The organism is Pelagovum sp. HNIBRBA483 (assembly GCF_040931995.1).
In the GTDB taxonomy this organism is placed as follows: domain Bacteria; phylum Pseudomonadota; class Alphaproteobacteria; order Rhodobacterales; family Rhodobacteraceae; genus JAEPMR01.
The window spans coordinates 810,900-833,393 of sequence record NZ_CP162412.1; the positions used below are offsets into that span (position 1 = coordinate 810,900).

At 62.9% G+C, this 22,494-nt stretch carries 22 protein-coding genes; 12 read left to right on the forward strand and 10 right to left on the reverse strand.

Annotated features, from left to right (window positions below):
• The first annotated feature begins 243 nt into the window (after nt 1-243).
• Nucleotides 244-1,911, forward strand: coding sequence for an NAD+ synthase (locus AB1E42_RS04085; protein ID WP_368345727.1), 1,668 nt, complete (start codon nt 244-246; stop codon nt 1,909-1,911).
• A gap of 30 nt (nt 1,912-1,941) precedes the next feature.
• On the opposite strand, the gene AB1E42_RS04090 is transcribed toward AB1E42_RS04085, so the two are convergent.
• A complete protein-coding gene (locus AB1E42_RS04090; RefSeq protein ID WP_368345728.1) occupies nt 1,942-2,466 on the reverse strand; it encodes a GNAT family N-acetyltransferase in 525 nt (174 codons plus the stop codon).
• Nucleotides 2,467-2,615: 149 nt separating this feature from the next.
• Here AB1E42_RS04090 and AB1E42_RS04095 point away from each other — a divergent pair, with 149 nt between their 5' ends.
• Both AB1E42_RS04095 and AB1E42_RS04100 read left to right on the forward strand, forming a co-directional pair.
• Nucleotides 2,616-3,167: a 2OG-Fe(II) oxygenase gene (locus AB1E42_RS04095; RefSeq protein ID WP_368345729.1), complete on the forward strand. Its 552-nt coding sequence runs from the start codon at nt 2,616-2,618 to the stop codon at nt 3,165-3,167.
• Nucleotides 3,168-3,230: 63 nt separating this feature from the next.
• On the forward strand, nt 3,231-3,659 hold the full coding sequence (locus AB1E42_RS04100) for a DUF1801 domain-containing protein (RefSeq protein WP_368345730.1): 429 nt from the start codon (nt 3,231-3,233) through the stop codon (nt 3,657-3,659).
• A gap of 3 nt (nt 3,660-3,662) precedes the next feature.
• Here AB1E42_RS04100 and AB1E42_RS04105 read toward each other — a convergent pair whose 3' ends face one another.
• Complete coding sequence (locus AB1E42_RS04105) at nt 3,663-4,058, reverse strand: metallopeptidase family protein (protein WP_368345731.1); 396 nt, start codon at nt 4,056-4,058, stop codon at nt 3,663-3,665.
• 66 nt (nt 4,059-4,124) lie between these two features.
• Between AB1E42_RS04105 and gltX the strand changes: the two genes are divergently transcribed.
• Nucleotides 4,125-5,456: a glutamate--tRNA ligase gene (gene gltX / locus AB1E42_RS04110; RefSeq protein ID WP_368345732.1), complete on the forward strand. Its 1,332-nt coding sequence runs from the start codon at nt 4,125-4,127 to the stop codon at nt 5,454-5,456.
• A gap of 161 nt (nt 5,457-5,617) precedes the next feature.
• On the opposite strand, the gene AB1E42_RS04115 is transcribed toward gltX, so the two are convergent.
• The 3 genes from AB1E42_RS04115 to AB1E42_RS04125 are packed head-to-tail and all read right to left on the reverse strand — an operon-like array spanning nt 5,618 to nt 9,404.
• A complete protein-coding gene (locus tag AB1E42_RS04115) occupies nt 5,618-6,187 on the reverse strand; it encodes a gamma-glutamylcyclotransferase family protein (RefSeq protein ID WP_368345733.1) in 570 nt (189 codons plus the stop codon).
• Nucleotides 6,184-8,712 (reverse strand): ABC transporter permease, encoded by a 2,529-nt coding sequence (locus tag AB1E42_RS04120; protein ID WP_368345734.1) that lies wholly within the window; start codon nt 8,710-8,712, stop codon nt 6,184-6,186. Before AB1E42_RS04120 ends, AB1E42_RS04115 begins: the two co-directional genes overlap by 4 nt.
• Nucleotides 8,709-9,404 (reverse strand): ABC transporter ATP-binding protein, encoded by a 696-nt coding sequence (locus AB1E42_RS04125; RefSeq protein WP_368345735.1) that lies wholly within the window; start codon nt 9,402-9,404, stop codon nt 8,709-8,711. The genes AB1E42_RS04120 and AB1E42_RS04125 overlap by 4 nt, the downstream gene beginning before the upstream one ends.
• A gap of 52 nt (nt 9,405-9,456) precedes the next feature.
• On the opposite strand from AB1E42_RS04125, the gene AB1E42_RS04130 reads away from it, so the two are divergent.
• A complete protein-coding gene (locus AB1E42_RS04130; protein WP_368346363.1) occupies nt 9,457-10,113 on the forward strand; it encodes an arylesterase in 657 nt (218 codons plus the stop codon).
• A gap of 75 nt (nt 10,114-10,188) precedes the next feature.
• Here AB1E42_RS04130 and AB1E42_RS04135 read toward each other — a convergent pair whose 3' ends face one another.
• A complete protein-coding gene (locus AB1E42_RS04135) occupies nt 10,189-10,395 on the reverse strand; it encodes a cold-shock protein (RefSeq protein WP_368345736.1) in 207 nt (68 codons plus the stop codon).
• A gap of 250 nt (nt 10,396-10,645) precedes the next feature.
• Here AB1E42_RS04135 and trxC point away from each other — a divergent pair, with 250 nt between their 5' ends.
• Nucleotides 10,646-11,071 (forward strand): thioredoxin TrxC, encoded by a 426-nt coding sequence (gene trxC / locus AB1E42_RS04140; RefSeq protein WP_368345737.1) that lies wholly within the window; start codon nt 10,646-10,648, stop codon nt 11,069-11,071.
• A 20-nt stretch (nt 11,072-11,091) separates the two neighbouring features.
• Here the strand turns inward: trxC and AB1E42_RS04145 are convergent, their stop codons facing one another.
• Nucleotides 11,092-11,478 (reverse strand): DUF302 domain-containing protein, encoded by a 387-nt coding sequence (locus AB1E42_RS04145; RefSeq protein WP_368345738.1) that lies wholly within the window; start codon nt 11,476-11,478, stop codon nt 11,092-11,094.
• A gap of 116 nt (nt 11,479-11,594) precedes the next feature.
• On the opposite strand from AB1E42_RS04145, the gene AB1E42_RS04150 reads away from it, so the two are divergent.
• Nucleotides 11,595-12,071, forward strand: coding sequence for a DUF2938 domain-containing protein (locus AB1E42_RS04150; protein WP_368345739.1), 477 nt, complete (start codon nt 11,595-11,597; stop codon nt 12,069-12,071).
• A 185-nt stretch (nt 12,072-12,256) separates the two neighbouring features.
• On the opposite strand, the gene ettA is transcribed toward AB1E42_RS04150, so the two are convergent.
• Nucleotides 12,257-13,912, reverse strand: coding sequence for an energy-dependent translational throttle protein EttA (ettA, locus tag AB1E42_RS04155; protein ID WP_368345740.1), 1,656 nt, complete (start codon nt 13,910-13,912; stop codon nt 12,257-12,259).
• A 148-nt stretch (nt 13,913-14,060) separates the two neighbouring features.
• On the opposite strand from ettA, the gene AB1E42_RS04160 reads away from it, so the two are divergent.
• Together AB1E42_RS04160 and dacB are read left to right on the forward strand one after the other, a co-directional pair.
• Nucleotides 14,061-14,687: a nicotinate-nucleotide adenylyltransferase gene (locus AB1E42_RS04160; protein WP_368346364.1), complete on the forward strand. Its 627-nt coding sequence runs from the start codon at nt 14,061-14,063 to the stop codon at nt 14,685-14,687.
• A complete protein-coding gene (dacB, locus tag AB1E42_RS04165; protein WP_368345741.1) occupies nt 14,684-16,177 on the forward strand; it encodes a D-alanyl-D-alanine carboxypeptidase/D-alanyl-D-alanine-endopeptidase in 1,494 nt (497 codons plus the stop codon). The genes AB1E42_RS04160 and dacB overlap by 4 nt, the downstream gene beginning before the upstream one ends.
• Nucleotides 16,178-16,187: 10 nt before the next feature.
• Here the strand turns inward: dacB and AB1E42_RS04170 are convergent, their stop codons facing one another.
• A complete protein-coding gene (locus AB1E42_RS04170; protein WP_368345742.1) occupies nt 16,188-16,607 on the reverse strand; it encodes a tellurite resistance TerB family protein in 420 nt (139 codons plus the stop codon).
• Between the two features lie 111 nt (nt 16,608-16,718).
• Here AB1E42_RS04170 and AB1E42_RS04175 point away from each other — a divergent pair, with 111 nt between their 5' ends.
• From AB1E42_RS04175 to AB1E42_RS04185, 3 genes are all read left to right on the forward strand, one after another.
• Nucleotides 16,719-18,368, forward strand: coding sequence for a lysine--tRNA ligase (locus tag AB1E42_RS04175; RefSeq protein WP_368345743.1), 1,650 nt, complete (start codon nt 16,719-16,721; stop codon nt 18,366-18,368).
• 68 nt (nt 18,369-18,436) lie between these two features.
• Entirely contained in the window at nt 18,437-18,841 is a 405-nt protein-coding gene (locus tag AB1E42_RS04180; RefSeq protein ID WP_368345744.1) for a DUF4864 domain-containing protein, read from the forward strand.
• A 96-nt stretch (nt 18,842-18,937) separates the two neighbouring features.
• Entirely contained in the window at nt 18,938-21,223 is a 2,286-nt protein-coding gene (locus tag AB1E42_RS04185; protein ID WP_368345745.1) for a glycosyl hydrolase family 28-related protein, read from the forward strand.
• Here the strand turns inward: AB1E42_RS04185 and AB1E42_RS04190 are convergent.
• Nucleotides 21,220-22,425 carry a CaiB/BaiF CoA transferase family protein gene (locus AB1E42_RS04190; protein WP_368345746.1) on the reverse strand — a complete coding sequence of 402 codons (1,206 nt, stop codon included), beginning with the start codon at nt 22,423-22,425 and terminating at the stop codon, nt 21,220-21,222. The genes AB1E42_RS04185 and AB1E42_RS04190 overlap by 4 nt on opposite strands.
• Nucleotides 22,426-22,494: the final 69 nt, after the last annotated feature.

The following is a 22,494-nucleotide window of genomic DNA, read 5'->3' on the forward strand; positions in this document are numbered from 1 at the left end:
CAGAGCGGTGGCCAATGCGGTGGACAGGAGGAGACTGCTCTGCGGTGCCCGTTTCCGAGTCATGTTGTGAATACCCTTCTATCAGCGAGGGCGAGACTAGTTGCTGGGGGCCGACCTGACAACGGCTTTGCAGGGGCAGGGGCAGGGTTTTGGCCGATTTCCACCCATGCGGAGGGCTGCAAGACGGCTTCCCCTTGCCGGTTGATCTGGTAAACGGGGCTGAACCGCCTATTTGGGGACATCATGACAGATCGTTTTCGCCTCAGCCTCGCACAACTGAACCCGACGGTGGGTGACCTTGAAGGCAATGCCGCCCGCGCCTATGCGGCTTGGGCCACGGCCAAGGATGCCGGTGCCGATATGGTGGCGCTGCCGGAGATGTTTATCACCGGCTATCAGGCGCAAGACCTGATCGTGAAGCCTGCCTTTTATCGTGAGGCGATGGCGGCGGTCGAGACGCTGGCGCGGGACTGCGCGGATGGGCCGGTGCTGGCGATTGGTGGGCCGTATGCCGAGGACGGCAAGCTGTACAACGCCTATTTCATTTGCAAGGGTGGCGCTGTGGTGGCGCGGATGCTCAAGCACCATCTGCCGAATTACGACGTGTTCGACGAGCGCCGCCATTTCAGCCGTGGGCCGATACAGGGGCCATATAGCGTTGGGCCAGTGCGGATCGGCTCGCCGATCTGCGAGGACTCGTGGTTCCCCGATGTGTGCGAAACAATGGTGGAGAGCGGCGCGGAGATCCTTCTGGTGCCGAACGGCTCGCCCTATTTCCGTGGGAAATACGCGGTGCGGATGAACCAGATGGTGGCGCGGGTCGTGGAGAATGACGTGCCGCTCGTCTACCTCAACATGGTTGGCGGGCAGGACGATCAGGTGTTTGACGGTGGCTCCTTCGTGTTGAACCCCGGCGGGCAATTGGCGGTGGCGTTGCAGGTGTTCGACAGCGCCGTCGTGCATGTGGATTTCCAGCGGACGGAAGAGGGCTGGCGCGCGCTGGAAGGTGAACGCGCCGTTTACCCCAAGACGATCGAGCAGGATTATCGCGCGATGGTCGAGGGCCTGCGCGATTATGTGGGCAAGAGCGGCTTCAAGAAAGTTCTGCTTGGCCTCTCGGGCGGGATCGACAGTGCGCTGGTCGCGGCGATTGCGGTGGATGCGCTGGGGCGCGAAGCAGTGCGCTGTGTGATGCTGCCCTCGGACTATACCTCGCCTGAATCGCTCGAAGACGCGGCGGGCGTGGCGCGGGCGCTTGGCTGCCGCTTGGACGAGGTGAAAATCGGCGGGCCGAAAGCGGCGGTGGAGAAGGTGCTCAAGCCCCTGTTCGCGGGGTTGGAGCCGGACCTGACGGAAGAAAACATCCAGTCGCGGTTGCGGGGGCTGCTGCTGATGGCGCAGTCCAACAAGCTGGGCGAGATGCTGCTGACCACCGGCAACAAATCCGAGGTCGCAGTGGGCTATGCGACGATCTATGGCGATATGGCGGGGGGCTATAACCCGATCAAAGACCTTTACAAAACGCGGGTTTTCGCAACTTCGGCGTGGCGCAACGAGCACCACCGCCAGTGGATGCGCGGCCCTGCGGGGATGGTGATGCCGCAGCGGGTGATCGACAAGCCACCATCGGCCGAGTTGCGCCCCGACCAGAAGGACGAGGACAGCCTGCCGCCCTATGACGTGCTGGATGGCATTCTGGAGATGCTGGTGGATGATGATGCCAGCGTCGCTGATTGCGTGGCGAAGGGCTATGATCGGGACACGGTCAAGAAGATCGAGAGCCTGCTTTATACCAGCGAATACAAGCGCTTCCAGTCGGCCCCGGGTGTGCGGTTGACGCGGCAGGCATTCTGGCTGGACCGGCGTTATCCGATCGTCAATCGCTGGCGGGATCGTTCCGGCGCGGAGTAGACATCGCGCTTGGCTTAGTGGGTCACCGTGTCAGGGCAGGGTGCGTTCGTAGAGGGCTGTTTCCATATCGGAGAGGTCATCGCGCCGCGTGAAGCCGCATTTTTTGAGAACGCGGGCGGAGGCTGGATTGGCAGTATCGACGCCGCCGCGCAAGGTGAGTGCGGTGTCGCGGCTTTGCGCTGAAATAAAACCGCCTACGATCTCTGTTGCATAGCCTTGCCCCCACGCGGTTTCGCGCAGGAGATAGCCCAGATGCAGCACCGGCGGCTGCGTTGCCGCGGGGCTGGGGGCGAGGATCATCAGGCCAATCAACATCCCGTCCTGCTGCTGGCTGACGGTGAGGACATCGCTTTCGGCGTCACGGGCGGTGATCCAATCGGTAAGGCTGTCCTTGCGGTTTAGGAGTTGGAGCGAGGGTGGCAAATGCGCGAGGACCGGTGGTGTCAGGAGGTCCAGAAGTGCGTTTTCCAACGCCTTGCGTTCGGTTTGGATGGCACGCGCAGTGCGCCAATGGGCGATCCGCAGGCGCGGGGTGGTGAACTCGGTTTGGACCATTCTTGCAGTGTATAACGGTGCCTTTGCCGAGGCAAAGCGGAGATGCGGTGCGCGCGGAATATAGTCGCTTTCGGGCGGGGCTGTCGAAAATGCGATAGCGGGCGCTTGCCTGTGCGCTATGGCTGATGCCTTGGCGCATGGAGAGGCAGATGATCACGGTTCATACGGAGGCGCAGGCCTTCAGCACGACGGAATGCGAGACGATCATCGACATCATGCGCAATGCAGAGGCGCGGGATGCGGGGCTGGTCGGGCAGAACAGGGATCACAACCTGCGGCGGGCGGATGTTGTCTGGCTGGACGATGTGCCTGAGGCCAGTTGGGTGATGGACCGGATCGTTGATATCGTACGGGTGGCGAACCGGAATGTCTTTGATTTCGATCTGAGGGAATTCGCGGAAAGCCCGCAGGTGGCCCGCTATGGGGCGGAGCGGCAGGGGCACTTTGGCTGGCATTCGGACATTGGCGAAGGGTCTGCCGCTGGCAAGCGCAAGCTGACGATGGTGGCGCAGTTGTCGCCGCCAGAGGCGTATCATGGCGGGGCGTTGGAGGTGCAGCCTTCGGCGAATGTTACCACTGCGCCGCGCACTCAGGGCAGCGTGACGTTTTTTCCCAGCTTTTTGTTGCATCGCGTGACCCCTGTGACCGAGGGCGAGCGCTATTCGCTGACGATCTGGGCGCATGGGCCGGTGTTCCGCTAGCGCTTTGGAAACGCGAAAGCTGTGTTAGAGTTCCCCTGATCGCAGAGCGTGAGGGGAGGGGGCATGGCTGAGAACAAGACACAAGCGACGGGTGCGGATGTTGCTGCCTACATCGCGGCAATCGACCATCCAGTGCGGCGGGCGGATGCGGAACGGTTGGTGCAGATTTTCCAAGAGGTGACGGGGTTCGCCCCGACCATGTGGGGCGGGTCGATCATCGGCTTTGGGCGGTATCATTACCGCTACGCGAGCGGACGGGAGGGGGAATTCCTTGCCACCGGCTTTGCGCCGCGCAAGGCTAATCAGGTAATTTACATCCTGCCCGGGTATGCGGAATTTGGCCCGATCCTTGACCGGCTCGGCAAGTGGAAGAAGGGCAAAAGCTGCCTTTACATCAACAAGTTGACGGATGTGGATGAGGGCGTACTGCGGGAACTGATCCGCGCGGGGCTGGATGATCTGGCAACGCGCTGGGAAGTGCGGCCTGCGTGACGGCTACTCCCACCAGCGGTCGATCTGGGCGATGTCGTCATCGGACCAGCCGAAGTGGTGCGCGAATTCGTGGATCGTGACGTGGGCCACGAGGGCGCTGAAGGAGACATCGCCGCGTTCGGCCCATTCATCGAGCAGCGGACGGCGAAACAGCAAGACGGTATCGGGGGCCATTGGCACGTCCATCACCGATTTCATGGTCAGCGGCACGCCATCATAGAGGCCGGTGAGCGCGAAAGGGTCGCTCTCTTCCATGTCGCGGAGGATGTCTTCGGGTGGGAACTCGACCACGCGCAGGGCGACAGCCTCTGCGCCTGCACGGAAGGCGGGCGGCAGGGCGTTGACGGTGGCGCGGGCGATCTCTTCGATTTCGTCACAGGTGGGGGCGATGTGGTCCATGGAGATGATATGGACAATTGCGGGCGGTTGTGAAAGAGGCAGAGCCCGAACCAGGAGGCCAAATCCATGACCACGACACGCTTTGCCCCTTCGCCCACGGGATGGCTGCATATCGGTAACTTGCGCGCGGCGCTTTTCAACTATGCCATTGCCCGCCAGCAGGGAGGCACCTTCATCCTGCGGATCGACGACACCGATCAGGAGCGGTCGAAGGAGGAGTATGTTGAGGGCGTCAAGGAAGACCTCACATGGCTGGGGATTTCGTGGGACCGGATCGAGCGGCAGTCCGAGCGGCTGGACCGTTATGAGGCGGCGAAGCAGAAGCTGATCGAGATGGGGCGGCTTTACGAGTGTTTCGAGACGCCGGGCGAGCTGGACCTGAAGCGCAAGAAGCAGCTGAACATGGGCAAGCCGCCGGTTTATGACCGTGCGGCGCTGGCGCTGTCGGAAGCGGAGAAGGATGCGCTGCGGGCGGAGCGCGGCTCGCATTGGCGGTTCAGGCTGGATCAGGAGCGGATCGAGTGGGAGGATGGTATCCTCGGCCCGATCAGCATTGATGCGGCGAGTGTGTCCGATCCGGTTCTGATCAAGGAGAGCGGGCAGATCCTTTATACCATGGCATCTGTGGTGGATGATACGGAGATGGGCATCACGGATGTGGTGCGCGGGTCGGATCATGTGACCAACACGGCGACGCAGATCCAGATCATTCAGGCGCTGGGCGGCACGGTGCCGCGTTTCGCGCATCACTCGCTGTTGACCGGCCCGCAGGGGGAGGCGCTGTCGAAGCGGCTTGGCACGCTGGCGCTGCGCGATCTGCGTGAGAAGGGTATTCAGCCGATGGCGATCCTGTCGCTGATGGCGCGGCTCGGGTCGAGCGATCCGGTGGAGCTGCGCGGCAGCATTGACGAGGTTGTGGACGGGTTCGACATTGGCAAGTTCGGTTCGGCGCCGACAAAGTTTGACGCTGCTGATCTGGAGCCGCTGACGGCGCGGTATCTGGCGGGGCTGCCCTATGCGGCGGTGGCGGAGCATGTGGCGGCGGCGGGTGTGCCGGAGGAACTCCGTGAGTTGTTTTGGGATGTGGTGCGCGAGAATATCAATGTCCTCGATGACTTGAATGCTTGGTGGAACCTATTCCAAAGCGGACCGGAGCAAATGGAAGCGGTTGTTTTGGTCGATGAGGATTGGGAGTTCGTGAAAGAAGCTCTCAAGTTGCTTCCAGAGCCGCCTTACAGTCCAGACACTTGGATGACTTGGACAAATGAGGTCAAAGAAGCGACAGGTCGAAAAGGGAAATCCCTGTTCATGCCCTTGAGGCAAGCGATTACTGGGCGAGCTCGTGGTCCCGAAATGGCAGATGTTATGCGCTTAATGCAGGTTAAGCCGCGCGTCTAAGTGGAGAGATCGTGCCTGTCACGAGGGTGGGCGCGGTTTGATTCCGCGCGGCGGTGGGCTTTGGGGGTTCGCTTCTCAGATTGAGTGACGGCCGAACTATTTCGCGCCCGCCCTGGGGGCGGGGCAGGCGCGAACGGGCTGCTTGGCAGCCCGTTATTCGGCTAGCTGATGATATTGGCTCGGAGGCGTGACAGGGCGGCGTCGACTGTCGCGGTTTCGTCCGGCGTCAGGGTTTGTGCGCGGGGGTAGCGCGGCGCGGCGCGGTCATCGAGGATCGGGGCATCCCAGCCGTGGGTGGTGGCGAAGAAGCGGGTGGCCCCATCAGGCCCAAAAACCCGCAGGAAGCCTTGCACCACCACATCGAGATAACTCAGAAGGATCGGATGCGCGGTGGATGGCGGGGCGAGCACGCCGCCATCGACCTCGTAAACGGCTGTTTCCGCGCGGGGGCCATCGTGGGCCACGGCATCGGTCACGATCCGGCGGAGATAGGCAAACTCGCGTTCGTCGAGCGCGGCCCAGTCGGCATTGGGGACATCGGCGATGATGCCGTCGATCACCGTGCCTTGGGCGCAGCGCTCAACCGAGAGAAATGCCACATCGCGCAAGGTGGAGTGCCGCCAGACCCGCCGCCAGCCCGCGAGCTGCGCGGGGCGGGGGTTGTGGTAGGCATGGGTGGCAAGGTTCACCAGCGAGCCATAGCCGAAGAAGCGCGGATCGGGTGCGCTCATTCCTGTGCCCTCAGGATGCGGGCGGGGCGGACATTGAGCGCGCGCAGCGCGAAGGCGAGGCCTGCGAGGAGGCTCGCCAAAATGCCGCCGAAGATGATCCAGAGTGCGGAGGACCAAATCAGGACATAGTCGCCTTCCATTACGAAGGTGATGACGGACCAGCCGCCGAGCACGCCCGCAATTAGGGCGACGGTGCCTGCGGTGGCACCGAGGAGGGCTGCACGCAGGGTGAAGGACCACAGGATGCGGCCCCGTGCTGCGCCGAGGGTTTTCAGCACTGCGGCCTCGAAGGTGCGGGCGCGGTCGCCTGCGGCGGCGGCCCCGATCAGCACCAGAAAGCCAGTGACAAGCGTGGCCAACGCGCCGTAGCGGGTGGCGGTGGAGATATCGCCCACCAAATCGAGTGCTTGGTCGATCGCGTCGCGGATGCGGATGGCGGTGATGTTGGGGTAAGCGCCTGCCAGATCGCGCAAGATCGCGGCTTCGGCCTCTGGCTCAGAATAGACGGTGGAGATCCAGCTATGGGGCGCACCGGCGAGGGCGGCGGGGTTCATCGAGAGGACGAAACCGATGCCGGCGTTCTCGAAATTCACCTCGCGGAAGCTGGTGACGGTGCCGGTGATATCGCGGCCCAGAATGTTGACGGTGATGGTATCGCCGAGCTGGAGGCCGATCTCGCGGGCCTCTGCATCGGAGAAGGAGATTTGTGGCGGGCCGGTGTAATCTTCGGGCCACCATGTGCCTTCGGTGATGGTGGTGCCATCGGGGATGGCGGCGGAATAGGTGACGCCGCGATCACCGCGCACGACCCAGTGACCTTGGGCGACCTCCTCTGCGGGGCGGTCGTTGATGCGGGTGATGATGCCGCGCAGCATTGGCGCTGCGTCGAAGCTGGAGACTTGCGGATCAGAGGCGAGGCGGGAGCGGAAGCCCTCGATCTGATCTGGCTGGATGTCGATAAAGAAGTAAGACGGCGCGACTTCGGGCAGTTCCTCTGAGAAGGCGGTGCGGAGGTTGCCGTCGATCTGGCCCACCGCAGAGAGCACCGCAAGGCCGAGACCAAGGGAGAGGGTGACGGAGGTGGTTTCGCCCCTGTTCGCGCCTATGGCCCCTAGTGCGAGGCGCAGGGCGGGGCGGCCACGGGCGAGGCGGGAGGTGCGGCGGGCAAGCCATGATGCCGCCCGTGCGGCGAGCGCGAGGATCACCAGCGCACCGGCGATGCCGCCCGCCGTCCAGAGGGTGAGCCAGAGGTTGCCGGAGAACAGGATCGCCGCTCCGAGGAGCATGATCACAAGGCCCAGCGTCATCACCAGATAGCGCGGGGCGGGGAGGCCGTGGCCGGAGGTGACGGATTCGCGGAATAGCGCTGCGGCGCGGATTTCTTCGGTGCGGGCGAGGGGCCAGAGGGTGAAGATCAGCGCGGCGAGGAGGCCATAGAGCGCGGCCTCGATCAGCGGAGCGGGGTAGAGGAGAATATCGGCGGGGAGGGGGAGGCTTTCTTCGATCAGCGGGGCAAGCAGGAGGGGAATGCCACCGCCGAGCACGATCCCGATGGCGATGCCGAGGAGCGTTAGCGCGCCGATTTGCAGGAAATAGGTTAGGAAGATCGTGCCGCGCGTTGCGCCGAGGGTCTTCAGCGTGGCGATGGTGCCGGTTTTACCCGCGAGATAGGCGCGGACGGCAGCGGAGACGCCAACGCCGCCAACCGCAAGGCCGGAGAGGCCGATCAGAACGAGGAAGGAGCCGAGCCGCTCGATAAAGGTTTCGGTGCCGCCTGCGCCACGTCGGCTGTCGCGCCAGCGGAGGCCGTTTTCCTTGAAGCGGTTTTTGGCTTGCTGGCCGATCTGGTCGAGATCGGCGTTGGCGGGTAGGTCGAGCCGGTATTGGGTGGAAAAGAGCGTGCCTTCGGTGATCAGGCCGGAATTGGCGAGATCGCGCGTCAGCACAATCGTGCGGGGGCCAAGGCCGAAACCTGCGGAGGCGTTATCGGGGTAGCGCTCAAGCGTGGCGGAAAACACAAACTCTTGCGCCCCGAGGCGGAAAATATCGCCGGGGGACAGGGCGAGGCGGTCTGCGAGCACGCGCTCCATCACCGCGCCGGGGTGGGTGGCGGTGCCAGCGAGCGCGTCAGACAAGGGCATGGGCGGGTCGAGGGTGACGCTGCCGATCAGCGGGTAGGCGGTATCAACCGCGCGGATTTGGGTGAGGGCACGCTCGGGCGTTGCGTCACGGTGCACCACCGCCATGGAGCGGAAATCCACGGTTTCGGAAAGCTGCTCGGAGATGCTTTCGAGATAGGCGCGTTCTTCATCGCGTGCGAAGCGGTAGGTGAACTCGGCCTCGGCATCGCCACCAAGGATCGATGCGCCTTCGCGCTGGAGGCCTTCCTGAATGGCGGATTGAACGGTGCCGACGGCGGCGATGGCCGCGACGCCAAGGGCGAGGCAGGCGAGGAACACACGGAAGCCGCGCAGCCCCCCGCGCAGTTCCCGCCGTGCGAAGCGGGTGGCGAGGGCGAGGCTCATTCGGCGGCCCTCGTCTCGGCATTCGGTTCGATCCGGCCATCGCGGAGGCGGATAACGCGGTCGCAGCGGGCGGCCAGTTCGGGCGCGTGCGTGACCATGATCAGCGTCGCGCCGTGGCGGTCCTGAAGGCCGAACAGGAGATCCATGATCGCCTTGCCGGTCGTTTCGTCGAGGTTGCCTGTCGGTTCATCGGCCAGCAGGATGCGCGGGCGCGGCGCGGAGGCGCGGGCGAGTGCGACGCGCTGTTGCTCGCCGCCCGAGAGCTGCGCGGGGTAGTGACCGGCACGCTGGGCGAGGCCAACGGCGGCCAGCTCGGCCTCCGCCCGTTCGAAAGCGTCCTTGTGACCGGCCAGCTCCAGCGGGGTCGCGACATTTTCCAGCGCGGTCATGGTGGGAATGAGGTGGAAGGATTGGAACACAACCCCCATATTACCCCTGCGGAAGCGGGCGAGCGCGTCTTCGTCCATCGCGGTGATGTCTTGACCCAAGGCGGTGATGCGGCCCGCGGAGGCGGTTTCCAGCCCGCCCATGAGCATGAGGAGCGAGGATTTGCCCGACCCACTGGGACCAATCAGGCCAAGCGAGGAGCCAGCGGCGATGTCGAGGGAGATGTCATGCAGGATATCGACCGGACCGGCATTGCCCATCAACGACAGCGACACACCGGACAGGGACAGGACAGGATCAGACATGACATACCTTTCACGCATTCGGGTTGCCTTTGCATATGGGGCAAAGCGGCTGATGCGCAACCTCACGATTGCGGGAGCGGGGCTGTTTGCCGTGGCGGGCGTCCTGCGGGCGGAGCCGGTGACGGTGGTGGCGTTGGGCGACAGCCTGACCCAAGGTTATGGTTTGCCGCAGGCCGAGGGCTTTGTGCCGCAGATGCAGGCATGGCTCGATGCGCAGGGCCATGACGTGGTGATGATCAACGCCGGTGTTTCGGGTGATACCACGGCGGGGGGGCTTTCCCGCGTGGGGTGGAGCCTGACGCCGGAGGTGGATGCGATGATCGTGGCGCTGGGTGGCAATGACCTCTTGCGGGGGCTGCCACCGGAGGCGAGCCGCGCCAATCTGGACGGGATATTGGCTGAGGCCGCCGCGCGGGAATTGCCCGTTTTGGTGGTGGGGATGCAGGCCACGAGCAATTACGGGCCAGACTACAAGGACGCCTTTGATGCGATGTATCCCGAACTGGCCAGCGCATATGACGCGCTTTATTACGAAAGCTTCTTTCGCGGATTAACCGCAGAGGAAGGCGACGTGGGCGCGGCGCGGGCGCGGTTCATGCAGGCGGATGGCATTCACCCGAATGCGGATGGCGTTGCGGCGATCGTGGCCGATATGGGGCCGGTGGTCGCGGAATTGGTCGAGCAAGCGGCGGAAGGCGGCGCCCAATAGGCGCGCGACGCGGCACTGCCAACAAAAAAGGCCGCCCGACATGCGGACGGCCTTCCAAACCAAAGCTTTAAAGGCTTAGGCGATTGCGATGTTGATCGCGGATTCGCGACCATCGCGGCCGGGCTGGATGTCGAAGGTGACCTTCTGATCTTCCTGCAGGCCGGTGAGGCCGGAACGCTCTACAGCGGAAATGTGAACGAATACGTCCTTGCTGCCGCCCTCGGGGGCGATGAAGCCGTAGCCTTTGGTGGTGTTGAACCATTTTACGGTGCCGTTAGCCATCCGTAGTCTCCTTGTATTAACCGCTCACGGAATTGTAGCGGGTCGGCTCGTCAGTGCTAATCGAAGTACTGGGCCGTAGAAGGAGACAGTGGTCGATAGAGTAACTTGCACGGCGCATATGGGGGCGACGCCAAAATAAATCAAGGGGAATGTCATGGAATGACGCTGCGCTGCCATCAAGTGCAACATGGCTTGAACGAGGCGGCAAGACTACATATTATAATTTCAGCATATATTTTTGGAGGCGATCATGGCCGGATTGAAAATCACCTGTCTGGACTGCATGCAGGTTAACCGTGTGCCGGAGGAAAAGCTCGGCGCGGGTCCGAAATGCGCGGCCTGTGGCGCGAAACTGGTCTCCGAAAAAGCGGTGGAGATCGACTTCCAGACCTTGCAAAAAGCGGCGCGCAATGACGACCTGCCACTGGTGGTGGATTTCTGGGCGCCGTGGTGCGGGCCGTGCCGGATGATGGCGCCGGAATTCTCGAAGGCGGCGGGGATGTTGAAGGGCCGTGCGCGGCTGGTGAAGGTGAACACCGAAGCCGAGCCGAAAGCGGGCCAGAGCTACAATATTCGCGGTATTCCGACGATGGTGAAGTTCGAGAAGGGCCGCGAGGCGAAGCGGCAGGCCGGTGCGATGCCAATGGCGGGGATCGTGCAATGGGCGGGGCAATAGCCGCCGCCCATGCGCTTGGATCAGACTTCCGCGACCACCGCTTCGAGCATGGTGCGGACTTGACCGGCGACGGATTTTAGCCCGTCATTGTCAATCGCGGACATGGAGGCTTGCGGGTCGATCGCGGAGACGGTGACGCCGCCATTCTCGGCCCGCAGGATAACGTTACAGGGCAGCATGGCGCCGACCTTTGGCTCCATGCCGATGGCCTCCCATGCCATGGACGGGTTGCAGGCGCCGAGGATGCGGTAGCCGTCCATATCCTTGTCGATTTTCTTTTTCATCGTGGCTTGAACGTCGATCTCTGTCAGGACGCCGAAGCCGTGCGCGCCAAGTGCGCTGCGGGTGCGGGCATCGACCTCGTCAATCGTCGCGTCGGGGATGTGGCGGTCAATCGTATAGGACATGGGAACTCCTGCGTTTAAATACATTTCATAAGTGGAATGTTTTGGTGCGGAATTCAAGAGGGTGCTTGCGAGATTGGACGCCTGCGGCGATGCTGGGGCAAAACGGGAGGGACAGAATGGACAACCTTTGGATTGCGGGCATCCTGATCGGGCTGGGTGGCACGGTGGCGATGGACCTTTGGGCGCTGGTGCTGAACCGGCTTGCGGGACAACCGCTGCCGAACTGGGCGATGGTGGGCCGGTGGTTCGGCTATTTGCCGCGCGGTGTGGTGATGCATGAGGATATCGGCGCCACCGCTCCGCTGGAGGGAGAGCTGCGGCTGGGCTGGATCATGCATTACGCAGTGGGCGTGGCCTATGGTGTGATCTGGGTGCTGATCGCGGGGCCGCAATGGCTGGCGGTGCCGAGCTTCCTGCCGGTGTGGATTTTCGCGCTGCTGACGATCGCGGCGGGGTGGTTCCTGTTGCAGCCCGGGATGGGGCTGGGAATGGGTGCATCAAAGACCGACGCGCCATGGAAGGGCCGCGCGATGGGCCTCGTGGCGCACACGGCCTTCGGGCTGGGCATGTGGGCGGTGGCGCTGGTGCTGTGAGGTGGCGGGCGGGATAGCAGCCGTTTCGGCTGCCCGCCCATCGCTGGGCCGCCCGCTCGGCACAGCGATTTGGCTGGGCTGGGCGCGCGGCTTGGAGGGTGTGCGGATGTGAGAGGATAAAGTGCGTTTGCAGGAGGGTGGAACGCTGCGCCGCGGCCCAGTGATGGGCGGCGGCGCTTGGTGTTTTAGCGGGTGAACTTCTTGTATTTGATCCGCTTCGGTTCCATCGCATCGGGGCCGAGGCGGCGCTTTTTGTCTTCTTCGTAATCTTCGAAGTTGCCTTGGAACCACTCCACATGTGCCTCGCCTTCGAAGGCGAGGATGTGGGTGCAGATACGGTCGAGGAAGAAGCGGTCGTGCGAGATCACCACGGCGCAGCCAGCGAAATCGACAAGCGCATCCTCAAGCGCGCGGAGGGTTTCCACGTCGAGGTCGTTGGTCGGTTCGTCGAGCAGCAGCACGTTGCCGCCTGACTTCAGCAGTTTGGCCATATGCACGCGGTTGCGTTCACCGCCCGACAGCAGGCCGACCTTCTTTTGCTGGTCACCGCCTTTGAAGTTGAATGAGCCGCAATAGGCGCGGGAGTTCACCTCGGCATCGCCCAGTTTGATCAGCTCGGCGCCGCCGGAAATCTCTTCCCACACCGTCTTATTCGGGTCGAGCGAGTCGCGGCTCTGGTCCACATAGGAAAGCTGCACGGTGTCGCCCAGCTCGACGGAGCCTTCATCGGGGTTTTCTTGCCCGGTGAGCATCTTGAAGAGCGTCGATTTACCCGCGCCGTTGGGGCCGATGACGCCGACGATGCCGCCGGGCGGCAGCGAGAAGCTGAGATCTTCGATCAGGAGCTTGTCGCCCATTGCCTTCTTGAGGCCTTCGACCTCGATCACTTTCCCACCAAGGCGCTGGCCGTTGGGGATGACGATCTGGGCGCGGCCGACCTTTTCGCGCTCGGATTGCTCGGCAAGCTCGTTATAGGCGTTGATGCGGGCCTTTTGCTTGGCCTGACGGGCCTTGGCACCAGCGCGCATCCACTCAAGCTCTCGCTCGAGCGTCTTTTGCTTGGCCTTGTCCTCGCGGGCCTCGTGCTCAAGCCGCTTGGCTTTTTGCTCCAGCCAGCTGGAATAGTTGCCCTCGTAGGGGATGCCACGGCCACGGTCGAGTTCGAGAATCCAGCCGGTGATATCGTCGAGGAAGTAACGGTCGTGGGTGACGATGAGGATCGTGCCTTTGTAGTCGATCAGGTGCTGCTGGAGCCATGCGATAGTTTCGGCATCGAGGTGGTTGGTCGGTTCGTCGAGGAGCAGCATGTCGGGCGCTTCGAGCAGCAGCTTGCAAAGGGCGACGCGGCGGCGTTCACCGCCCGAGAGGGTGGCGACATCGGCATCATCGGCGGGGCAGCGCAGGGCTTCCATCGCGATGTCGATCTGGCTGTCGAGATCCCAGAGGTTTTCGGCGTCGATCTGGTCCTGCAACTGGGCCATTTCATCGGCGGTTTCGTCGCTGTAGTTCATCGCCAGCTCGTTATAGCGGTCGAGCTTGGCTTTTTTCTCGGCAACGCCGAGCATGACGTTATCGCGGACGTTGAGGCTCTCTTCGAGATGCGGCTCCTGCGGCAGGTAGCCGACCTTGGCGCCCTCGGCCGCCCAAGCCTCACCAGAGAAGTCTTTGTCGAGACCGGCCATGATCTTCAGCAGCGAGGATTTACCCGCGCCGTTGACGCCGACGACGCCGATCTTCACGCCGGGCAGGAAGTTGAGGCGGATGTTTTCGAACACCTTCTTGCCGCCGGGGTAGGTCTTGGACACGCCGTCCATGAAATAAACGAACTGATATTTGGACATCGGGGCTTTCTTCCTCCGCTAATCGCGATTTGGCCCTAGATAGCGATGCTGACGGGCGGGGGAAAGGGGCGGTGTGGCAAAACGGGCTTTACATTCCGGCAGGTGGACGCAATTTCTGGCGGGCATGACGGGAGAGGCAACAGCAACGATGCGGGCAGGATGGCCAGTGGCGCGTGCGGGGCAGGTCGTGGGCCTGCTGGGCGGATCGTTTGATCCGGCGCATGGCGGGCATGTGCATCTGTCGAAAGTGGCGCTGCGGCGGTTCGGTCTGGACCAACTGTGGTGGCTGGTGAGCCCCGCCAACCCGCTGAAAGATGCAGGGCCAGCGCCGCTGGACGCGCGGCTGGCGCAGGCGCGGGCCGAAATGGCGCATCCGATGGTCACTGTGACCGATCTGGAGACGAAATTGGGCACCCGCTACACCGCCGAAACGATCGCGGCCCTTCAGGAACGGTATCGGGGTGTGCGGTTTGTCTGGCTAATGGGCGCGGATAATCTGGCGCAGTTTCATCGCTGGAAAGCCGCAGACGAGATCATGGCGCGGGTGCCCGTGGGCGTGATGGCGCGGCCGGAGACGCGGATGGCGGCGCGGCAGTCGCGGACGGCGCGGATTTACCGCGCAGCGCGGTTGCCGGATGCGGCGGCGGGGCTGTTGGCCGCGGGGCCAGCGCCGCGCTGGTGTTTTGTGAATATGCCGATGCGGCCTGACAGCTCGACCGCGTTGCGGCAGGCGGGCGCATGGGCGGCAAAAGAAGACCGGAGCAACGCAGAATGAGCAGAGGCCTGACGCGCAGAGCAGCATTGGCCGGAATGGCGGGGTGGATCGGCAGCGCGGCTTTGGCGGATGCCCCGGTTAGCACGCGCCTTCCGCGACAACGCCCTGCGCGGCTGGAGAGCTATCTTGAAAGCCCCGAGGCGGGCTGGGTCCGCGAAGCGCGTTTGGGTGGGCCGGTGAGCTTTGCCCTTGCAGAAGCGAGGCCGGAGGGGGCGCTCTTGAGCCAAGGGAACGTCGCGACAGGGCTGCCGCCAGCGAGCGTCGCCAAGACCGCGACGGCGCTTTATGCGCTCGATACATTGGGGCCGCAGCACCGTTTCCTGACGCAGATTTTGGCGTCAGGCCCGATTGAAGATGGGGTCTTGCAAGGCAACCTGATCATTGCCGGTGGTGGTGATCCGACCTTGCAGACCGACGAGCTGGGCCGGTTGATGGAGCGGTTGGTCACGCAAGGCCTGCGCGAGGTACGCGGCGGGGTGCAGGCATGGGGCGGGGCGCTGCCCTACAGCTTCCAGATCGACGGGGACCAGATGGCACATTTCGGCTACAACCCCTCTATCTCGGGGTTGAGCCTGAATTATAACCGCGTGTTCTTTGAATGGATGCCCAATGCGGGCAAGATCGACCTGACGCTGGATGCGCGTGGGCGCTATTACCGGCCGGGGGTGACCGTCGCGCAGATTGCAGCCGAGGATCGTGGCGCGCCGGTGTTCGATTTTGACGAGGCCGCCGGGCGGGATGTGTGGAGCGTGGCGCAGAGCGCGCTCAGGGACCATGGCGGCCGCTGGTTGCCGGTGCGTTTTCCGCCGCTTTACGTCGCGGATGTGGCGCATGTGTTGCTGAGCGGGATGGACGTCAAGATCGGCAGGCCGCCCAGTGCACTTGACGCCTTGCCGCCCGCGCATGGTGTTGCCTTGTTGACGCTGCACGAAAGCGCGGGGCTGGCCGATATCGTGCGCGATACATTGGAAAGTTCGAATAACCTGATGGCCGAAATGATCGGGCTGTCGGCCTCGAAAGCGCGGGCGGATGGGATCCCCAGCTTGGAGGCATCGGGCCGCGAGATGGGGCGTTGGATGCTGGACACCACCGGCAGCGCGGCGCGGTTTGTGGATCATTCGGGGCTGGGCGACCGCTCGCGGGTGTCGGCGCGGGCTTTGGTGCGGATGCTGGCCAGCGAGAAGGCGCATGACCTCCTCAAGCCTTTGATGCCGGAGCGGGCATTGCGCAACAATCAGGGCGGGCCGGTGCAGCATCCGGTGGCGGGGATGTTGGCGAAAACGGGCACGCTGAATTTTGTTGCGGGTTTGGGCGGCTATCTGACGGATGTGGCAGGCAAGGAGCATGTCTTTACCATTTTCACCGCCGATCTGGAAACCCGCGAAGCCAGCAAGGGCAGCGGCATGGAGCGTCCGCGCGGGGCGCGGAGCTGGAATGGCCGCTCGGTACGGATGCGCCAGAGGATGCTGGCGCATTGGGCGGGGATTTAGCGCCAGCCGCTTAAAGCACCATGTGACGCGCCCGCGCGCCGCGCTCGATGGCGGCGGCATGCAGGCGGTCGATGTTCAGCTCGTGGCGGATTTCTTCGAGCATGCGCGCCTCGGGGCCGTAGATCCGGCCATCGGCGGCGGCCACGTCACAGGCGAAAGCGTAGGCCGTTTCAAACAGGCGTTCGGGCAGGACATCGCGGATCATGTCGAAAAGCTGATCGAGGCCGTCTTCTTTTTCCAGCATATCAAAGACGATATGCGAGACTTGTGGCAGGTGCTCGACCGCGTAATCGGCGAATATCGGCAGGTGATTGACGACGTTATTGATGCGCACCAGCTCGGCTGTGCGGATGTCTTCGTCTGAGGCCGAGACGGAGATCATCAGCGCGACAAGCGCGTCTTGGGGGGTCAGTGCGGCAACGTCGTTCATGGGGGTTTTCCTTTTCGATTTGGTTCACATTTATTGACGCCGACGCCCCCCCGCAATAGGGAGACGCCGGAATGCGCCCATCGGGGGCGCGTGCAACAAACGAGAAACACTATGGCAAATCTGCGCGACGCGGCGATGACAAGCAAGGCCTGGCCCTTTGAAGAAGCCCGCGCCCTGCTGAAACGCTACGAAAAGGCGCCGCCCGAGAAGGGCCATGTGTTGTTCGAGACAGGCTATGGCCCCTCGGGCCTGCCGCATATCGGGACGTTTGGCGAAGTGTTGCGCACGACGATGATTCGCCGTGCCTTTGAGGTGATTTCGGATATTCCGACGCGGTTGATCTGTTTCTCGGACGATCTCGACGGGATGCGCAAGGTACCGGACAATGTGCCGAACCAAGAGCTGCTGCATGCCAATGTGCAAAAGCCGCTGACCAGCGTGCCGGACCCGTTTGGCGAGTTTGAGAGCTTTGGCCATCATAACAACGCGATGCTGCGCCGGTTCCTCGATACGTTTGGCTTTGAATACGAGTTTTACTCTGCCACCGAGTTCTACGGCGACGGGCGCTTTGACGAGACTCTGATGCGGGCGTGTGAGTGCTACGACGACATCATGGCGGTGATGCTGAAATCGCTGCGCGAGGAGCGCCAGCAGACCTATTCGATCTTCCTGCCGATCCATCCGGAGACGGGCCGTGTGCTCTATGTGCCGATCAAGCATGTGGATGCGAAGGAAGGCACCATCACCTTTGATGACGAGACGGGCCGCGAATGGACGCTGCCGGTCACGGGCGGCAATGTGAAGTTCCAGTGGAAGCCCGATTTCGGCGCGCGCTGGGCGGCGCTGGATGTGGACTTCGAGATGTATGGCAAGGACCACTCGACCAATACGCCGATCTATGACCGGATTTGCGAGATTTTGGGCGGGCGGAAGCCGAACCACTTCACCTATGAGCTGTTCCTTGATGAAGAGGGTCAGAAGATCTCGAAATCCAAGGGCAACGGGCTGACGATTGACGAGTGGCTGAGCTATGCCGCGACTGAGAGCCTGAGCTACTTCATGTATCAAAAGCCCAAGACCGCGAAGCGGATGCACTGGGATGTGATCCCGAAGATGGTGGACGAATATCACCAACAGTTGCGGGCCTATCCCGATCAGGACGAGAAGGCGAAGCTGAACAACCCCGTCTATCACATTCACGGGCATGATGTGCCGGCCTCGACGCTGACTGTGCCGTTTGCGATGCTCTTGAACCTTGCCAGTGTATCGGGCGCGGAGGATCGCGCGGCGATGTGGGGCTTTATCAACCGCTATGCGCCGGATGCGAGCCCCGAGGCGAACCCTGATCTGGATGCGGCGGCGGGCTTTGCCGTGCGCTATTATCAGGACCATGTGAAGCCGACGCGCCAGTTCCGCCTGCCGACGGATCAGGAGCGCGCAGCGCTGGAGAACCTGATCGCGGCGCTGAAGGACGAGAAAGTCGCGCTCGACGCCATCGCGCAGAAGAACGCGGATGCGGGCAAGGCCGATGAGCCGTTGCCGGAGGTTAATTACGCTGACGACGAGTTCCTGCAATCGGTGGTGTTTGCGATTGGCAAGAACCACGGGTTCGAGCCGCTGAGGGCGTGGTTCTCTTGCCTTTATGAAGTGCTGCTGGGCGCCACCCAAGGGCCGCGTTTTGGCGGATTTATCGCGCTTTATGGCGTCGAAGAAACCATCGCCCTGATCGAGGCGGCCCTGAAGGGCGAGCTGGCCACCTGACCCAGAAGTGATCTGGGCGGGCCTGTTCTGCGTATCAGTGACGATACCGCAGGACAGGAGAGTGACCGATGATCCGAATTCTGGCGGCTGGCGCGCTTGCAGCGTGCCTTGCATTGCCGTTGCAGGCACAAGACCGCGGCGCGATTGAAAGCACCATTCGCGCCCAGATGGAGGCCTTTCTCGCGCGAGACGTAGACGAGGCCTTTACTTATGCAAGTCCGACGATCCGGCAGCTTTTTGGCACGCCGGAAAACTTTGGCCGGATGGTTCAGCAGGGCTATCCGATGGTGTGGGATAACCGTGAATTGCGGTTCCTGGGCATCAGGCCGGAAGCGGGCGGCTATGTGCAATCGCTGATCTTGCGCGACCCGCAAGGCGTAACCCATGTGCTGGATTACCTGATGATCGAAACCGATGCTGGTTGGCAGATCAACGGCGTGAGCATTGTGCCGGCGCCCGGTGTGGGGGTCTAGCGCCCGCAGAATGCACCGTGACGGAGGGGCGAGGCGCGGTTAACGCGCGTGCCCCCATGCTGCCCCGCGAACGCAAAGCGAGTGGAGGCGGCATCGATGAACAAGGCGGTAACGGACGGGCTGGCGCTGATGCCGCCCCAGTTTGAGGATGGGCTGGATGTGTGGTCGGCGGGCGATGGCACCCCCGGCTCGGATACCTATGCCGGATCAGGGCCGGGGGCTTTCGTGCCAGCGGATCAGGATTTTGGCGGGTGCCTTGAGATCCTCGCCAGCGCCAACCCGACCAAGCTGCGCTACATGGGGCGGACGCCGATCCTACCCGGCTGTTATCTGGAGGTTCGGGTGCGGGTGAAGGCTGTCGCGGGGCCACTGCCCGCGGTGCGGATCGCGGGGTGGGCCGCTGATCAGTCTGGTCATGTGACGGGCATGACCGAGGCGGCGACGGCGGTACAGTTGACGGGCTACGGGCAGGTGGTGGAGTTGCGCGCGATCATCGGCACCGGCGCGCGGCAGGGTGTGGACCTTGTCTGGCAGGGGGCTGATTACGGGCATATCGGCATTGATATCCTTGGTGGTGGCGGCGCGGCGGTGCGGGTCGATGACCTGACGATCACCGATGTCACGGGGTATTTCCTGCGCGACATGATGGGCGTCGTTGACGTGCGCGACTATGGCGCGGCAGGCGATGGGGTGACGGATGACAGCGCCGCATTCGAGGCTGCTGACGCGGATGCCAATGGCCGTGAAGTGCTTGTCTCGGCGGGCGAATATTATCTGGCTCAAGACGTGACATTGGACAATCAGGTGCACTTCGTCGGGACCGTGACGCAGCCTGCCGACCGGCATTTGATCCTGCGCAAGAATTTTGATTTTGTGACTTATGCGGATGCATTTGGCGATGAAGAATTGGCTTTTAAGAAAGCTTTTCAGGCACTGCTTTCATTTTCTGATTATGAGAGCCTTGACCTGAACGGGAGGAGCATCTCCCTCACCTCGCCGGTGGACATGCAGGCGGCAGTTCCGGACCGCACAAGCTTTGCCATCCGCAGGGTGATCCGTAACGGCCAGTTGGAGCCGGTGAACGGGGCGGCGTGGGATCCGCAGGTGGTGACATCGCAGGCGAGCTATGCGCCTGCTGCGCCACTCACCCTCAGCAATGTGCTCAATGCGGCGGCGGTGCCGGTGGGCGCGTTGGTGACGGGCACAGGGGTCGGGCGCGAGGTCTATGTGCAGGCGGTTGATACGGTTGGACAGACGATCACCCTGTCGCAACCGCTCTACGACGCGGAAGGGACACAGATTTTCACCTTCACGCGGTTTCGCTACTTGCTGGATTTCTCAGGCTTCGACTCGCTATCGAAATTCAGTTTCGAGGATGTGGAGTTCCAATGCGAGGGCGTTGCCAGCGGCATCATGCTGGCGCCGGGGGGCTTGGCGTTTAACTTGCGGGACTGCTTTCTGACCAAGCCGCGCGACCGTGGGCTGACCTCGATCGGCACCGGCTGCCAAGGGATGCTGATCGATCGCTGTCAGTTCCTCTCGGACGAGCAGGCGCTGCCGGTGTCGCAGCGCAAGACCATCGGATTCAACGTCAACGGTAACGACATCAAGATCCGCGACACGCGGGTGGTGCGGTTCAAGCATTTCTGCATTCTGCACGGGACAGGGCATCTGATCACCGGCAATCACTGGTTCCACGGGGATAACGAGGTGAACGGTGTGCGCTTGGGCGGGATCGTCCTGACTTCGGCCAATTGCATGAGCGTGATTACCGGCAACTATATCGACAACAACTATATCGAATGGACCAACGAACACGAGGCCGACCCCGCGCTGGGCGCGCAGTATTCATTCGGCGGGCTAACGATCACCGGCAATATCTTTACCGCCAGTGATGTGGCGCCCTATTTTAACTGGATCGTGGTGAAGCCGTACGGGCCGGACCATTACATTCATGGGCTTTCGGTGGTGTCGAACGTGTTCCGCACGCTGAATGGCAATGTGGTGCGGATCGAGAAGGTGGATACCAGTTTCGCGGATCTCAACTACACGCGGATGCGTAATCTGACGTTTGCGGCGAATACGTTCAACGCGGTTGATGAACCGGCGATCAACCCTGTGACGCTGGACCATACGCAAGCGAGCAATGCGCAGACATGGGTTATTTCTGCCGCGCCGTACCTGCCGTTTGGTGGGCGGGCGCGGGTGGTGGAGGCGGTCGCGCCGCAGGGCAAGATCAGCGATGCCAGTAATGCAGCCGTCTATGCCGCGCCCTATGCCAAGGCGGCGGAGGGATTGGCGAAGGACGAGGTGCATCTGGTCTGGCCCACGGCGTGCCGAGGCAATGTGCGCGTGGTGGCGCGGGTTGATCAGCCGCTCTAGTCCTTGGGTGGCGTGATCCCCAGTTCGGCGAGCACCTCATCGGTATGTTCGCCGAAGCTAGGCGGCGCGTGGCGATAGCTGACCGGCGTGCGCGACATCTTGATCGGGTTGCCGAGCATTGGAACGGTGCCGCCGCTGGCGGGGTGGGTCATCTCAACGACCATCTCGCGGGCGATGGCCTGATCGGAGGAAAACACCTGATCGAGCGTGTGGACGGGGCCAGCGGGGACGCCTGCTCCCTCCATCATCGTGATGATATCCGCTGCGTTGCGGCTTGCCAGAACGGGGCCGAGCACCGCGTTCAGCGCGTCGCGGTTGGCGACGCGGGCGGGGTTGGTGGCAAAGCGCTGGTCATCGGGGAGCGCGCCCAAGGTCAGCGCATCGCAGAAGCGGCGGAACTGCCCGTCATTGCCGACGGCGATGATCACATGCCCATCTGCCGCGGCATAGACTTGATAGGGCGCGATATTGGGGTGCCCGTTGCCGCGCCGCACCGGAACCTTGCCGCTGGTGAGGTAATTGGTGCCTTGGTTGATGAGCCACGCCATTTGCGTGTCCACAAGGCCGAGGTCGATATGCTGACCTTCACCTGTCGCGTCGCGGTGGCGCAGGGCCGCGAGGATGGCGACGGTCGCATACATGCCGCACATGACATCGGCGATGGCGACGCCGACCTTCATCGGCTCGCCCTCGGCCTCGCCAGTGAGGCTCATGATGCCGCCATAGCCTTGCGCCAGAAGATCGTAGCCGGGTTTGTTGCTGTTCGGCCCTGTCTGGCCGAAGCCGGAGATCGAGCAGCAGACAAGCGCGGGGTGGGCGGTGAGCAGGCTTTCGTGATCCAGCCCGTATTTCGCGAGCGCGCCGGGCTTGAAGTTCTCGATCACCACATCGCATTGCGCGGCGATCTGGCGGATGATGGATTGCCCCTCGGGCGTGGCGAGATCAACAGAAACCGAGCGTTTGTTGCGGTTGGCGCTGTTGAAATAGGCGCTGAGATCGGTTGCGGCGCCATCGGCGCCGGTGACGTAGGGCGGCCCCCAAGCGCGGGTGTCGTCGCCTTTGGTCTTCGGGTTTTCGATCTTGATCACATCAGCGCCAAGATCACCCAGAAGCTGCGTCGCGGTCGGCCCTGCCAGCACGCGGCTGAGATCGAGGATACGCAGGCCGGTGAGCGCGCCGGGGGCGGGGTGCCCAATTGTCATGTCAGTCTCCGACTCAAGCTGAAAAGCAGCAATTTGATCATATTCATGGGGCATGGGCGGCGGGGCGTC

Excerpts from the sequence above, each read along its gene's own strand:
- AB1E42_RS04090 (WP_368345728.1), bottom strand. The coding sequence starts at position 2,466 with ATGGTCCAAACCGAGTTCACCACCCCGCGCCTGCGGATCGCCCATTGG.
- AB1E42_RS04170 (WP_368345742.1), bottom strand. The coding sequence starts at position 16,607 with ATGAACGACGTTGCCGCACTGACCCCCCAAGACGCGCTTGTCGCGCTG.
- AB1E42_RS04160 (WP_368346364.1), top strand. The coding sequence starts at position 14,061 with ATGCGGGCAGGATGGCCAGTGGCGCGTGCGGGGCAGGTCGTGGGCCTG.
- AB1E42_RS04085 (WP_368345727.1), top strand. The coding sequence starts at position 244 with ATGACAGATCGTTTTCGCCTCAGCCTCGCACAACTGAACCCGACGGTG.
- AB1E42_RS04135 (WP_368345736.1), bottom strand. The coding sequence starts at position 10,395 with ATGGCTAACGGCACCGTAAAATGGTTCAACACCACCAAAGGCTACGGC.
- AB1E42_RS04145 (WP_368345738.1), bottom strand. The coding sequence starts at position 11,478 with ATGTCCTATACGATTGACCGCCACATCCCCGACGCGACGATTGACGAG.
- ettA (WP_368345740.1), bottom strand. The coding sequence starts at position 13,912 with ATGTCCAAATATCAGTTCGTTTATTTCATGGACGGCGTGTCCAAGACC.
- AB1E42_RS04095 (WP_368345729.1), top strand. The coding sequence starts at position 2,616 with ATGATCACGGTTCATACGGAGGCGCAGGCCTTCAGCACGACGGAATGC.
- AB1E42_RS04130 (WP_368346363.1), top strand. The coding sequence starts at position 9,457 with ATGCGCAACCTCACGATTGCGGGAGCGGGGCTGTTTGCCGTGGCGGGC.
- AB1E42_RS04175 (WP_368345743.1), top strand. The coding sequence starts at position 16,719 with ATGGCAAATCTGCGCGACGCGGCGATGACAAGCAAGGCCTGGCCCTTT.
- trxC (WP_368345737.1), top strand. The coding sequence starts at position 10,646 with ATGGCCGGATTGAAAATCACCTGTCTGGACTGCATGCAGGTTAACCGT.
- AB1E42_RS04150 (WP_368345739.1), top strand. The coding sequence starts at position 11,595 with ATGGACAACCTTTGGATTGCGGGCATCCTGATCGGGCTGGGTGGCACG.
- AB1E42_RS04190 (WP_368345746.1), bottom strand. The coding sequence starts at position 22,425 with ATGACAATTGGGCACCCCGCCCCCGGCGCGCTCACCGGCCTGCGTATC.
- AB1E42_RS04100 (WP_368345730.1), top strand. The coding sequence starts at position 3,231 with ATGGCTGAGAACAAGACACAAGCGACGGGTGCGGATGTTGCTGCCTAC.
- AB1E42_RS04180 (WP_368345744.1), top strand. The coding sequence starts at position 18,437 with ATGATCCGAATTCTGGCGGCTGGCGCGCTTGCAGCGTGCCTTGCATTG.
- dacB (WP_368345741.1), top strand. The coding sequence starts at position 14,684 with ATGAGCAGAGGCCTGACGCGCAGAGCAGCATTGGCCGGAATGGCGGGG.
- AB1E42_RS04125 (WP_368345735.1), bottom strand. The coding sequence starts at position 9,404 with ATGTCTGATCCTGTCCTGTCCCTGTCCGGTGTGTCGCTGTCGTTGATG.
- AB1E42_RS04115 (WP_368345733.1), bottom strand. The coding sequence starts at position 6,187 with ATGAGCGCACCCGATCCGCGCTTCTTCGGCTATGGCTCGCTGGTGAAC.
- AB1E42_RS04120 (WP_368345734.1), bottom strand. The coding sequence starts at position 8,712 with ATGAGCCTCGCCCTCGCCACCCGCTTCGCACGGCGGGAACTGCGCGGG.
- AB1E42_RS04105 (WP_368345731.1), bottom strand. The coding sequence starts at position 4,058 with ATGGACCACATCGCCCCCACCTGTGACGAAATCGAAGAGATCGCCCGC.
- gltX (WP_368345732.1), top strand. The coding sequence starts at position 4,125 with ATGACCACGACACGCTTTGCCCCTTCGCCCACGGGATGGCTGCATATC.
- AB1E42_RS04185 (WP_368345745.1), top strand. The coding sequence starts at position 18,938 with ATGAACAAGGCGGTAACGGACGGGCTGGCGCTGATGCCGCCCCAGTTT.